At 62.5% G+C, this 12,766-nt stretch carries 12 protein-coding genes and 1 pseudogene; 9 read left to right on the top strand and 4 right to left on the bottom strand.

The features are described from left to right. The first annotated feature begins 8 nt into the window (after positions 1 to 8). The 4 genes from G5V57_RS14820 to G5V57_RS14835 all read left to right on the top strand — a co-directional run bounded on the left by G5V57_RS14820 (position 9) and on the right by G5V57_RS14835 (position 4,606). A complete protein-coding gene (locus G5V57_RS14820; protein WP_165168240.1) occupies positions 9 to 530 on the top strand; it encodes a RidA family protein in 522 nt (173 codons plus the stop codon). A 234-nt stretch (positions 531 to 764) separates the two neighbouring features. After that, a complete protein-coding gene (locus tag G5V57_RS14825; protein ID WP_165168241.1) occupies positions 765 to 1,628 on the top strand; it encodes a dienelactone hydrolase family protein in 864 nt (287 codons plus the stop codon). A gap of 214 nt (positions 1,629 to 1,842) precedes the next feature. Then, complete coding sequence (locus G5V57_RS14830) at positions 1,843 to 2,877, top strand: aldo/keto reductase (RefSeq protein WP_165174121.1); 1,035 nt, start codon at positions 1,843 to 1,845, stop codon at positions 2,875 to 2,877. An 85-nt stretch (positions 2,878 to 2,962) separates the two neighbouring features. Beyond that, positions 2,963 to 4,606 carry a lysine--tRNA ligase gene (locus tag G5V57_RS14835; protein ID WP_165168243.1) on the top strand — a complete coding sequence of 548 codons (1,644 nt, stop codon included), beginning with the start codon at positions 2,963 to 2,965 and terminating at the stop codon, positions 4,604 to 4,606. A 110-nt stretch (positions 4,607 to 4,716) separates the two neighbouring features. Here the strand turns inward: G5V57_RS14835 and G5V57_RS14840 are convergent. Beyond that, positions 4,717 to 5,353 (bottom strand): annotated as a pseudogene (locus G5V57_RS14840) (helix-turn-helix transcriptional regulator). 168 nt (positions 5,354 to 5,521) lie between these two features. On the opposite strand from G5V57_RS14840, the gene G5V57_RS14845 reads away from it, so the two are divergent. Then, positions 5,522 to 5,866 (top strand): DUF952 domain-containing protein, encoded by a 345-nt coding sequence (locus G5V57_RS14845; RefSeq protein WP_165168245.1) that lies wholly within the window; start codon positions 5,522 to 5,524, stop codon positions 5,864 to 5,866. After that, complete coding sequence (locus G5V57_RS14850; protein ID WP_165168247.1) at positions 5,863 to 6,942, top strand: quinone-dependent dihydroorotate dehydrogenase; 1,080 nt, start codon at positions 5,863 to 5,865, stop codon at positions 6,940 to 6,942. The genes G5V57_RS14845 and G5V57_RS14850 overlap by 4 nt, the downstream gene beginning before the upstream one ends. On the opposite strand, the gene G5V57_RS14855 is transcribed toward G5V57_RS14850, so the two are convergent. Genes G5V57_RS14855 through G5V57_RS14865 form a run of 3 tightly spaced genes read right to left on the bottom strand, consistent with a single transcriptional unit; the run spans position 6,918 to position 9,565 of the window. Then, positions 6,918 to 7,805, bottom strand: a complete 888-nt coding sequence (locus G5V57_RS14855; protein ID WP_165168249.1) for a transporter substrate-binding domain-containing protein — start codon at positions 7,803 to 7,805, stop codon at positions 6,918 to 6,920. The two genes, G5V57_RS14850 and G5V57_RS14855, sit on opposite strands and share 25 nt — an antisense overlap. Positions 7,806 to 7,847: 42 nt before the next feature. After that, on the bottom strand, positions 7,848 to 8,789 hold the full coding sequence (locus G5V57_RS14860) for an alpha/beta hydrolase (protein ID WP_165168251.1): 942 nt from the start codon (positions 8,787 to 8,789) through the stop codon (positions 7,848 to 7,850). 11 nt (positions 8,790 to 8,800) lie between these two features. Then, complete coding sequence (locus G5V57_RS14865) at positions 8,801 to 9,565, bottom strand: YbaY family lipoprotein (RefSeq protein WP_165168253.1); 765 nt, start codon at positions 9,563 to 9,565, stop codon at positions 8,801 to 8,803. A 255-nt stretch (positions 9,566 to 9,820) separates the two neighbouring features. Here G5V57_RS14865 and G5V57_RS14870 point away from each other — a divergent pair, with 255 nt between their 5' ends. From G5V57_RS14870 to G5V57_RS14880, 3 genes are all read left to right on the top strand, one after another. Beyond that, positions 9,821 to 11,605, top strand: a complete 1,785-nt coding sequence (locus G5V57_RS14870; RefSeq protein WP_165168255.1) for a glycosyltransferase — start codon at positions 9,821 to 9,823, stop codon at positions 11,603 to 11,605. Positions 11,606 to 11,964: 359 nt separating this feature from the next. Then, entirely contained in the window at positions 11,965 to 12,378 is a 414-nt protein-coding gene (locus tag G5V57_RS14875) for a universal stress protein (protein ID WP_165168257.1), read from the top strand. A 25-nt stretch (positions 12,379 to 12,403) separates the two neighbouring features. Continuing rightward, positions 12,404 to 12,727 (top strand): cytochrome c, encoded by a 324-nt coding sequence (locus tag G5V57_RS14880; RefSeq protein WP_165168259.1) that lies wholly within the window; start codon positions 12,404 to 12,406, stop codon positions 12,725 to 12,727. The last annotated feature ends 39 nt before the right edge of the window (positions 12,728 to 12,766 follow it).

Here is a 12,766-nt window from a genome sequence, read left to right on the forward strand (position 1 = left end):
GGGAAGCGATGGCAAAAGCGACAAAGAAAACCCCGCGCGGCAGGAAACCGACACTCCGGAAACCACGCGCCACAAGCAAACGGCTTCTGGTGCAAGGCTTCGGCAGTGAGCCCGGCTTCCCCATCTCCCTGGCGATGCGGGCGGGCGACTTCGTCTTCACCTCGGCGCAAGGCGACCACGGCTTCAACCCGGCCGATGTGGTATATGACGAGAAAGGACTTGTCGTCAGCGACGGCAATACCTTGCCGCCGCGCAGCATGGCCGAGGAGACACGCGCGACCTTGCGCAATATCGAAGCGAGCTTGAAGGAGGCGGGCTGCACCCTGGCCGACGTCGTAGACACCTCGGTCTGGCTGCGCGATCCGCGTGACTTCGCCGAGATGAACCGCGCCTATGGAGAGTTCTTCACGAAGAACCAGCCGACCCGGTCCATCTTTCGCATCGATTTCATGTTCGATTGCCGTGTCGAGATAAAGGTAACGGCTTACAAACCGCTCGTCGTGAGGAAGCCCAGGTCTGCTCGTCCTTAGCCTTCCTCAGACCTTGTCGAGCGATTGGCATTGTGAGTGCGGCTGTGCCATCCTTGCGGAAAGTCGCGCTGGCTCGTTGGGATGTGTTGGTCGATCCCGTTGCAGCCTCGTGCGTCGCTCTTCTTGATTGTATTGGGAGCGGTTAACCCGTCTGATCAGCACAAAGTGATCCGGTCGCTCTGGAACACGACATAAACGCGGGGCATTGTCCCTTCTCCAGCAGGAGGTGACCCGATGGACCAGAAATATATCGACCTCTTCGACCGCTATACGCATGGCCAGATGAAGCGCCGCGACTTCCTCGAAAGGCTGGCGGTGCTGGCGGGCGGTTCCGCCGCCGCGACCGCTTTGCTGCCAGTGCTCGAGAACAATTATGCCCGGGCCGAAATGGTCGCCGAGAACGATACGCGCATCCTGCCCGAAACGATCACCTATGAGTCGACCGCGGGCAATGTGTCGGGCTATCTCGTCAAGCCGAAGGAATTTCCCAAGGCCGGCGGTGTGGTTGTCATTTCCGAGAATCGCGGACTTAATCCGCATATCAAGGATGTGGCGAGGAGGCTCGCCACCGAGGGCTTCCTGGCGCTGGCCCCCGACTATCTGAGCATCAGGGGCGGCACGCCCGAGGACGCCGACAAAGCGCGTGACATGATCGGCACATTGAAGCCCGAGGAGACCGTCGCCATATCGCGGGCCAGCCTCGCGGCGCTGGCGGCGCGTCCCGATTGCACCGGCAAGGTCGCGGCGGTCGGCTTCTGCTGGGGTGGCGGCAAGGTGAATGAGCTGGCGGTGGCCGAGCCCTCTCTCGCCGCGGGTGTTGCTTATTATGGGGCGCAGCCCAAGGCCGACCAGGTCGCCAAGATCAAGGCGCCGCTGCTTCTCCACTATGCCGGGCTCGACGAGCGCATCAATGCCGGCATCCCCGACTTCGAAAAGGCGCTGAAGGACAACGGCAAATCCTACGAGCTCTTCATATATGAGGGGGCCAATCATGCCTTTAACAACGACACCAACGAAGCGCGCTACAATAAGGATGCGGCTGAACTGGCCTGGAGCCGTACGGTCGAGTTTCTTAAGAAGAATCTTGCCGTTGCCTGAACTTTAGGCACTTATTCGGAATAGCTCCTCTCCGCATTTCGTGCTTGCCTCGCGCGGGGGCGCCTTCATCATGGCGCCCCCTAGAGCAAATCCCGCCAAAGTTGAAGACTTTGGCGACAAGGATTTGCTCCAGAATATTAATTGGCGCGAATCCTTTTCGGCGAAGTGAGTCCACTTCGCCGGGATGCGCGCTTAGTTTCACAGGAGAGCGATGATGGAGTTCAGGCAGCTTGGCGGCTCAGGATTGACGGTCCCGGTGCTCAGCTTGGGGACGGGGACATTCGGCGGCGGCAACGAGTTCTTTAAAGCCTGGGGCGAGAGCGGCGTGGATGAGGCGACGAAGCTCGTCAGCATCTGTCTCGAGGCCGGCGTCAACATGTTCGACAGTGCCGACGTCTATTCCAAAGGCCTCGCCGAAGAGATCCTCGGCAAGGCCATCAAGGGCCGCCGCGACAAGGTCCTCATTTCCACCAAGGCCACCTTCCGTTTCTCCGACGAGCCGAATGACGTCGGTTCCTCACGCCGGCACCTCATCAAGCAAGTCGAAGGCAGCCTGAAGCGGCTCGGCACCGATGTGATCGATCTCTTCCAGCTGCATGGCTTCGATGCCAAGACCCCCATCGAGGAAACAGTTTCGACGCTCGATGACCTCGTGCGCGCCGGCAAGATCCGCTATGTCGGCTGCTCGAATTTCTCCGGCTGGCAGCTGATGAAGTCGCTCGCCGTGTCGGATCGCTACGGCTATGCGCGCTATGTCGCGCATCAGGCCTATTATTCGCTGATCGGGCGCGATTACGAGCTCGAGCTCATGCCGCTGGCGCTCGACCAGAAGGTCGGCTGCGTGGTGTGGAGCCCGCTCGGCTGGGGCCGCCTCACCGGCAAGCTCAGGCGCGGCGCGGCCCTGCCAAAGCAGAGCCGGCTGCATAAGACCGCCGATAACGGCCCGCCGGTGCCGGACGAGTATCTCTACAAGGTCGTCGATGCCTTGGACGAGGTCGCCAAGGAGACCGGCAAGACCATTCCGCAGATCGCCCTCAACTGGCTCTTGCAGCGCCCGAGCGTGTCGACAGTGATCATTGGCGCCCGCAATGAAGAGCAACTGCGCCAGAATCTCGGCGCCGTCGGCTGGAACCTGACCAGGGATCAGGTGGCGAAACTCGATGCCGCGAGCCTCACCACCGCCCCCTATCCCTATTGGCATCAGTTCGAATTCGTCGAGCGCAACCCCTTCCCGGTCGACCGAGGTTGACGGGGACGGATACGAATTCTACAGCAGGGGCCCGGCAAACATTGGATTGCCGGGCTTTTTAACCTTATCCAGCAAAGTCAGGACAATGACAGACCAGCTCCTTCGCGCCGCCGCTCTCGACAGCAAGGCGTGGCCTTTTGAAGAGGCCCGCAAGCTTTTGGAGCGCGTGAAGGGCAAAAAACAGCCGGTCAAGGAGGTCCTGTTCGAGACCGGCTACGGTCCGTCGGGATTGCCGCATATCGGCACCTTCGGCGAGGTGGCCCGCACATCCATGGTGCGCCATGCCTTCGAGACCATGTCGGATATCCCGACGCGGCTCCTGTGCTTCTCCGACGACATGGACGGCCTGCGCAAGGTGCCGGACAATATCCCCAACAAGGAACTGGTCGCCCAGCATCTTGGCCGCAAGCTCACCACCATTCCCGATCCCTTCGGGAAATATGAGAGCTTCGGCCATCACAATAACGCCATGCTGCGCCGCTTCCTCGACGCCTATGGCTTCGACTACGAGTTCGCCAGCTCGACCGAATATTACACCGCCGGCCGCTTCGACAAGGCGCTGCTCAGGGCGCTCGAATGCTATGACGAGATCATGGCGATCATGCTGCCGTCGCTGCGCGAGGAGCGCTCGCAGACCTATTCGCCCTTCCTGCCGGTTCATCCGGATTCGGGCGTCGTCATGCAGGTGCCGATCGAAAGCCGCGATGTGAAGGCGGGCACCATCGTCTGGCGCGATCCGGCTTCCGGCAAGGCCTATGAGACTCCGGTCACCGGCGGGCACTGCAAATTGCAGTGGAAGCCCGACTGGGCCATGCGCTGGTATGCGCTCGACGTCGACTATGAGATGGCGGGCAAGGACCTGATCGACTCGGTCAAGCTTGCGAGCCGCATCTGCAAGGTACTGGGCGCTCCGCCGCCCGACGGCTTCAATTACGAGCTCTTCCTCGACGAGAAGGGTCAGAAGATCTCGAAGTCGAAGGGCAACGGCCTGACCATCGATGAATGGCTGACCTATGCCGATCCGCAGAGCCTGCAGCTCTTCATGTATTCGAAGCCGCGCGAGGCGAAGAAGCTCTATTTCGACGTGATCCCGCGCGCCGTCGACGACTACCAGGCCTTCCTCGACGCCTATCCGCGCCAGGATTTGGCGCAGAAGCTCATGAACCCGGTGTGGCACATCCATACGGGCTCGCCGCCTCAGCCGGAAGTGCTGGTCTCCGAACAGGGCGGGCGCACCCAGGCCGTCTCCTTCGCGCTCCTTCTCAATCTCGTGGCGGTCGCCAATGCCGAGAGCAAGGATGTGCTCTGGGCGTTCCTCAAGCGTTATGCGCCGTCGGTGTCGCCCGAGACACATCCGCGCCTCGACGCGCTGGTTGGCTATGCCATCCGCTACTTCCAGGACTTTGTGAAGCCGCAGAAGAAATACCGCCAGGCCACCGCGGAGGAGCGCCAGGCCCTGGAGGAATTGTCTTCGGCACTCGAGCGTCTGCCCAAGGAGGCGACACCGGAAGCGATCCAGCAGACCGTGTATGATGTCGGCCGCCGCGATCCCTACAAGACGGTGCAGAAGGACGGCTCGACCGGCGTGTCGCTGGCCTGGTTCAACACGCTCTATCAGGTGTTGCTGGGCGAAGAGAAAGGCCCGCGCTTCGGGTCCTTCGCCGCGCTGTACGGCCTCGACAATACGCGGGCCCTGATCGGCAAGGCGCTGAAGGGCGAGCTCGGCTGAGATCTGTTCGCTGGTTGCAACGGACGCAATCGCGCAAGCGATCACGTCCGAGCCAGAACTCATGGCTTGCGATAATCCTCGCCGGCCATCTTCGCTCCTGTTCGCTCTCTTTACTGGCTAGCCCAGATAATGCGCGCGATCCAGTCGATGTCCTTCATATCGATGCTCTTGAGCTCTTCGGCCGGATTGAAGGAGGAGAGCTCGACCGTTTTTGCCGACTGGCGGTGCAGGATGCGCGCCACCACCTCGCCATTCGTCATGCGTACGATCACCCGATCGCCCTTGCGGATCGACGTGCTCGGCGAGACGATGACGATGTCGCCTTCGCGATAGTTAGGGAGAAGGCTCTCGCCCTGGATTTCGACCGCGTAAGCATTCTGGTCGATGACGCCCGGCGACTCGATCTCGTCCCAGGAGGTGCCGGTAGGAAATCCTGAATCGTCGAAGAAGCCCGGCTTGCCCGCTTGCGAATAGGCAATGAGGGGGAATCTGCCGGCGCTTCGGCGGCTGACCCTTGCGTCCGCTCAGGAGATCGCTGAATTCCTCGATCGAGGCGCCCGAGGCCTCGAGGACGCGCGCGATGCTTTCAGTGGTGGGCCAGCGCGGACGCCCATCCGGTCCATGCCGCTTCGACGGATTGAAGGACGTCGGATCGAGACCGGCCTTCTTGGCGAGGCCGGATGCCGAGAACCCATAGCGCTCGGCGATGACGTCGATCGCAGTCCAGACTTGCTTATGCGTGAACATGGCCGCGCTCCTTGAAAAAGCTTAGGGCGTGCGATGCAGTTCTGTGTTTTCGTGTTTATAGGAATAATACCTTAAGTAGAGGGCTTTGTCGAGTCTCGCCAAATGTCGCTCCGGTAAGGGTTTCCGGCTTGGCCGACATGGTCTAAGGCACGCGGCGAAGGAGTGAATATGACGACGATCTACAAGGTCCTGGGCCGTGACGAATGGGAAAAGGCGCTGGCGCGAGGCGTTTTCGAAGGGTCCGAAGTCGATCGGCGGGATGGCTTCATTCATTTCTCGGCGGCACAGCAACTGCGCGAAACGGTGCGCCGGCATTTTACCGCGCGTCCCGACCTGATCCTCGCCGCTGTCGATTCTTCGGTGCTGGGGCCTGATCTCAAATGGGAAGAATCTCGCGGTGGCGATCTCTTTCCTCATCTCTATTCGGTGCTTTCCCTCGATAAAATCACTCAGGCGGCACCCTTGCCTTGGCTCGGAGAGACTCATGATTTCCCGGTGGACATTCCCGCATGAGCCTCGCCCGCAATACCTTCCCCTTTATCCGCCCGCTGCTGCACGCTTTCGATGCCGAGACGGCGCACCGTCTGACTATCGCCGCGATGAAGCTGGCTCCCGCCTTTCGGCCCGCTGCTCCGGCACCCGAGCTCGCGATGCAGCTTTTCGGTCTCTCCTTCGCGCACCCGTTGGGGCTTGCCGCCGGCTTCGACAAGAATGGCGAGGTGCCTGACGCCATGCTGGCGGAGGGCATGAGCTTCGTCGAAGTGGGCACGGTGACGCCTCGGCCGCAGCAGGGCAATCCGCGGCCGCGCCTCTTCCGTCTGAGCGAGGATGAGGCGGTGATCAACCGCATGGGCTTCAACAATGAAGGCCATGACGCTTTGCGTCGCAGACTCGCGGCACGCCGCGCGAAGGGCGGCATTGTCGGCGTCAATATCGGCGCCAACAAGGATACCGACGATCGCATCGGCGATTATGTGAAGGGCCTCGAAGCCTTCCGCGATCTCGCCAGCTATGTGACGGTGAATATCTCCTCGCCCAACACGCCGGGCCTGCGCAATCTCCAGTCCAAAGCCGAGCTCGAGGCCTTGCTTGGCCGCCTGAATGAGGTCCGCGCGCGCAAACCGTCGCCGCCGCTACTGGTCAAGATCGCACCCGATCTCGCCGAAGCGGATCTCGACGACATGGCGGCTGTCCTGCTCGACCAGAGGGTCGACGGGGTCATCGTTTCCAACACCACGATCAGCCGGCCGCGCTTGCGCTCGGCCCTTGCCAGCGAGACCGGCGGCCTTTCGGGACGGCCGCTGTTCGACCTGTCGACGCGCATGCTGGCCCTCATGTATCTGAGGCTCGATGGCCGCATCCCGCTGGTCGGCGCCGGCGGCATCGACAGCGCCGAGGCCGCCTTTGCCAAGATCGAGGCGGGCGCCAGCCTTTTGCAGATTTATTCGGCGCTCGTCTTCAAGGGGCCTTCGCTCATCGCCGAGATCATCGCGGGGCTGGCGGTGAAAAGCCGGTCTTCGGGGCTCGCAAGCATCGCCGCGGCCGTCGGGCGGCAGGCCCGGGCCTACCAGAAGCGGCCCGGAATGTAGCGTCCGAAAATTTTGGCATAGGCGCCCGATTCCTGCAGTTGGTCGAGGGCGTAGTCGAAGGCCTGCTTCAACTCCTCGTCGCCGCGGCTGACCAGAAAGGCATAGGGCCGGCTGAACAGCGCGTCGTCGTAATAGGCGCCTTCGACATATTTACAGCAGCCCTGCGAGGCATCGCCGCGCAGCCAATAGACCATCTGCAGCCCGTCGCCGAACAGAAGCTCGACCTTGGAAGTGCGCAGCGCGTCCTGGGCATCGCTCAGCGTCGGATAGGGAACGATCTCCGCATCGGCGAAATTGCGCTTGAGCCAGGTCTCGTAGCCGCTGCCGGCGACGACGCCGATGCGCTTGCCGTCCACTTCCTCTGGCGTCACCGCCTTCATTTCGCTTTCCTTGCGCGCCGCGAAGCGTCCTATGGCGCGATAGATCGGCCGCGTTGCCTGGAACCTGGCGAGCGTCTTCTCGTCGAGGCGCAGCCCCGCCACGACACCGTCGGTATTGTCCGGTCCGCCGGCCAGCTTTTCCCAAGGCAGAAGCACGATATTGCACTTGGTGCGCAGCTCCGCGCAGACCGCCTCGGCCGTCTCGACCGCGATGCCCTTGGCCTCCCCCGCCGGGCCCGTGTAGCTGAAGGGGGCAAAATCGTCGTCCACCCTGACAATGATGGATTCGCGCGTGAATGCGGCGGGCTTGCCGCCGAGATCGATATGCCTGAAGCGAGGCAGCGCCGGCGCCTCTTCGGCCGCGGTCCCGATGCTCGCGGTGGTGTTCTGATCCTGCGCCCAGGCGGAAGGGGACCCCGCCAGGCTCATGGCGAGGAGGGCTAGGATGAGGGCGGCTTTTTGCTGACGCGGATCCCGGAACATTGCCGCCAGACCTACAACCTCCCAGCGGCAAAAAAAAGTCCGTCACATCCGCAGCAACTGGCCGACAAAAGCACCGAGCTCATGGCGATAGCGGGCCGGATTCTCATGCCAGGATTGCAGGTGGGTCGCCCTGGTCCTGACATAGGTCGTGGCGCCGTACCGGGTCGTTACGACCTCATCGCTGATGCTCGCCGGCACCAGACGGTCGCCCGTGCCATGGGCAATGAACAGGGGGCCGGGAAAGTTGGCAATGGCGTCGATGCTCCTCGCCTCCGTCAGGTCCACGGGCAGCTGCAGGGCCAGTATGCTATGCACCACCGGCTCGATTACCGCCGGCAGCGGGAATCCGAGCTGGCTGATCAGATTGCGTATGATGGCCCGGCTGTCGAGGGCGGGAGAATCGAGGATCAGCGCGGTGACGGTGTCTGCCTGAGAGGAGCGCATGAGGAACTGTCCCACGATGGCGCCGCCCATCGATTCGCCCACCAGGATAATCCGCTTGGCGCCGCGCTGGCGCAGGAAGGCGACGGCGGCATCGAGATCCTTCCATTCGGTGAGTCCGAAGGAATATTGCCGCTCGGCCGACAGCGGCGAGCCGGTATCGTTACGGTAGCTGACGAGCAGGACGGGGACGCCGGCGTCATGCAGCACCGAGAGGTGACGATAGCCGTTCTCCCGGATGCCCGCTATGCCATGGACATAGACGGCCGCCAGGTCGGTGGCGCCCGGCGCCGGCACCAGCCAGGCGGGCGCCAGGCCGAGTTCGGTCGCGATCATCACCTCTTCGAACGGATAGCCGAAGGCCGTCTGGGGGTCGCCGCGGAAACCGACGGCATAAGGATTGAGCACCGGATGCGTCGGGCGGCTCGATTGCGAGACGGTGAGCAGATCGCTGGCACTGCGCGCGATGATCCAGCCGCTGCCTACGATATAGAGAAGGAAGGCCGCGGTGAGGAGGGATATAGCGATGACGAGTTTTCTCACGGCCGGCTTCATCACATGCGGGCGAGGAGCAGCACTTCGTTGCCCTGCGCGTCAAGCAGGAAGAGTTTGCCGCGCGGGTTGTCGACCCGCCACTTCCGGACATCGTTGAGGGCGCCGAGGAACTTGGACTCCTGGTCCATGACGGCCGGCGCGCAGGCCATCCGGGTCGAGGCCAGCGGGCTGAAGGTGATCCGCTCGCCGGAAATATCAGCCTTGCCGCTGATCCGGTTGCAGCCGCCGCTGCCCGACACCCTGCCATCGGCGGCGATGTCGAGCACTGTCTGCAGACTGTCGATCACGCCACGCCGGCGGATCGATTCCGCCAGCCACTTGCCGCTGGGATTGGAGGTCTCGCTCGCGACGCGCTCGACCTGGATGTCCGTCACATTCGGCTTGCCGGTGAATACGGAATGACGGGTCGTCGAGATGAACCATAATTTGCCGTTGACGGTAATGCGCGCCTGCAGCGCGTAAGACCGATTGCGGCGGATGCGGTCTTGGTCATAGCGCAGCCGGTAAGGAATGGGCATACGGTGGCGCGTCTTGACACGGGTGACCGCGATCGTCTTCGCCGGAGCGTCGGCGAGCGAGATATCGAGCAGGCGTACTTCCAATATGGCATGCGGCGGCAAGGCGATGCGCTCGCGGTAAGAGACGCTGCCTCTAAGACTCTGGGTTGCCGCAAGCGCCGGCGATACCGGTAGAAGCGCCAGCATTGCGGCAAGGCCCATGAGCTTACGCCGCGATATAGGGTTAACGCATCTACGATGGCTCATGCACGCCTCCTGCCCGATCTTTCTATACAACAAAATAAGGTTGCAAGGGGGCTTAGTTGCATTGGCGCGCGGTGAAACTTGTTGCAATTGGCGCGAAATTCTTCAAGCTTCGGCATAGCGCGGGATGCGAAAAAGTGGATGCCGGTTTTTCGCAAGAATCCCGCGTTAAAATACTAGAATCGATCACGTTTATGAGTTTTGATTGCCTCAATCAAAACTCATCGTGATCTAGGGGAAAAGCCTGGGGCGGCAAAAGTGGCGACGGGGCCGAAGGAAACTGCGCGCGGAGAGGGCGGGGGCGAGAAGTCTGCGCCACGCTATGTGCTGCCCGCCATTCCCACCGCCGCCGAATTGCAGGAAGCGATCGCGCGCATGACGCCTTCGGAATCCCAGCAAGCCTTCCGCCATCGCGTGCTGCCGATCGCCTGGGAACCGGGCCGCGTCGCTTATGTGGCGGCGGGCGAACGCGCCAAGACCTATGCCGCGGGGCAAGGGCTCACTGTCTCGGCAGTGACCAACGAGCGCACCTTGCTGCGCGAACTGCAGCGAGGGCGTGAAAGCGAGCTAATTTATCAGGCGGCTTCCGGGCTCAAGGAGCGATTTCCTCAGCATTCGGCCGCGCAGGGATTCACGGCCGATCAGGCGCTGTGGCTTGTCTTCGGTATCGGGCTTATCGCCTTCGCCGCGATGTGGGACCGTCCGACCGCTGAGGTCGCGGGCTTTTCCGTGATGCTGGCGGTGCTTGCGCTGGTGGCCGCTCTCGACATCTGGTGCCTACTGCCGGCGCGGCTGCCGAAGGCGCCGCCGCTCAACGCCATTCCTGACGACGGGCTGCCGGTCTACACGGTTCTCGTACCGCTGCTGCGCGAGGCCAGGCTCGCCGAACGAGTGGTGAGCGTCCTCGGTACTCTCGATTATCCCAAGGCCAAGCTCGACATCAAGCTTGTCCTCGAAGAGGGCGACCGCGCCACCCTCAAGGCCTTCGAGGACATGCGCCTGCCCTCTCATGTGGAAATCATCATGGTGCCGCGGCGGGCGCCGGAGACGCGGCACAAGGCCCTGAACTATGCCTTGACCTTTGCGCGCGGCGACCTGCTCGCCGTCTATCATGCCGACGACATGCCGCCCGCGGACCAGTTGCGCCGTGTCGCCGGTGCCTTTGCGCTGGCACCGAAGACGGCGGTCTGCCTGCAGTCGCAGGTGGTCTTCTACAACCGTCATGAGAACTGGCTGACGCGTCAGAGCGCCATCGAGCAGGCCGTCCGCTTCAAGCTCCTGTTTCCACGCCTGGCCCGCTTCGGCGCGCCGCTGATCTCCGGGGGCGCCGCGTGTCACTATCGCGTCGCGGTGCTGCGCCAGCTCGGCGGCTTCGATTCACATAATCTGGCGCCCGATTCGGGGCTGACGGTGCGGCTGGCGCGTTTCGGATATCGTACCGCGCTCTTCCCCATGCTGACACGCAGCGAGGCGCCGTGCCGCCACAAGGAATGGATGGCCCGGCGCGTGCGTGCCATCAAGGGTGCCTTGCAGACGGCGCTGGTCAATACGCGCACGCCGTTCCGGATGTGGCGCGAATTGGGCTCGCGCAACTTCCTTCTGACCCAGGCGCTGACCGGCGGCGCCATTATCGTGGCGCTGTTGCATCCCGTCTTCCTAGTCTGGTTTGCACTTGCCTTCACGCTGGGGGCAATCGGCCAGCCGGTGACAGGACGGCTCTGGCTATTCCTGCTCGCGCTCTATGGGCTGGTCGCGGTCCTTGCCGGCCTTGCTGCATTGGCAATCTCCGTGCGTGCCGCGCTGGCCCTCGGCCGCGGCTTTGGCTGGGCGATGGCGCTCGCCACTTTGCCGGTCTATTGGCTGATGATCTCCCTCGCCACCTGGATCGCGGTGCTGCAATTCTTCACCAAGAGCCGGCGCTGGTCCAAGACGGCGCATGGCGTGAGCCGCGTCAAGCCGCAGTCCGCTCAGGCGGGGAAGGCGGCGCCGTCGCCCTCGCCATCACCGCCGACGTCCAAGCCGGAAATGAAGCCGGCGGGCTAGCGCGGGATGCGATAGAGTGGGCACCGGTTCTTCGCGCAAAATCCGCGCTAACATATAAGAATCGATCACGTTAATGAGTTTGGATTGACTTAATCCAAGCTCATCGTGATCTGGGCGATTACGTCGCCGACCGGATGCGGGAGCGGCGTTTATGTCGGCCCTGCGGAGGGCCTCTCCGAGGTTGGTCGCGCCGGCCTTTCGTTCTAAAGTCATTATGTTGCACTGCAAATTGGAACTTCGCCGGCGAACCTGACGCGGAGGGAGCGATCTTGCGTGGCGCCCTTTGACTTAGGTCAAGGTCGAGGACCGGCGAAACCGATAGTTGTAAAATACGGTCAACGGAACTCACGGAGCGAAACATGGACAAGCGCATATTGGTGGCGACGGATGGTACGGAGCACTCGAGGATCGCCGTCGCCTATGCCGTTCACTTGGCCGGCCGGACCGGCGCGGAACTGGTGATCGCCTTGGTGAATGTAGCGCTGGGAGGCGCCCGTGGTCCGCTGCTCTATATGTTCGAAGATGAGGAGGCGGGAAAGATCGTGCGTCAGGCGGCCGAGGAGGCGCGCCGCGACGGAGTAAAGGCAGTCTCGGAGGTGGTCATCGCCAGCCGTGAGGCCGATATTGGAATTATCCAATATGCGGATGAGAAGAAGATCGATCATATTGTCGTTGGTACCGGCGAGAAGCGAGGAGTCTCGCGCCTTGTACTTGGTTCCGTTGCGGCCGACATTGCGCGCCGGGCGCGCTGCACCGTCACCGTGGCGCGCTGAGCTTCCGATGAAACGCACAAGATCCATGAACATTGCCGGTGCCGCCTTGGCACTTTCGTCGGCTTTCGTCCTGGCCGGTTCGGCACGGAGCGCAGAGGCGTCCCTGCAACAGGGGCGCGCCATCGCCGAGGCCAATTGCGCGCGATGCCACAATTTAGAGAAGAGTGGTGACAGTCCGTTCCCACCGGCTCCTCCCTTTCGGGTGATAGCGAAAATGTATGCGGCGTCCGATCTCGAGGAAGCCCTTGTAGAAGGCATCGTGGTGGGGCATCCGGCGATGCCCGAATTCACGATGTCGGGCGAAGAAGCCGCGGCGCTTTCGATGTTCATCGACAGCCTCGGCCGCTAGCATCGGACCGTTTGAGCGCCGGACCGATTCTACGAGAAT

Source organism: Nordella sp. HKS 07 (assembly GCF_011046735.1).
Classification (GTDB): Bacteria; Pseudomonadota; Alphaproteobacteria; order Rhizobiales; family Aestuariivirgaceae; genus Taklimakanibacter.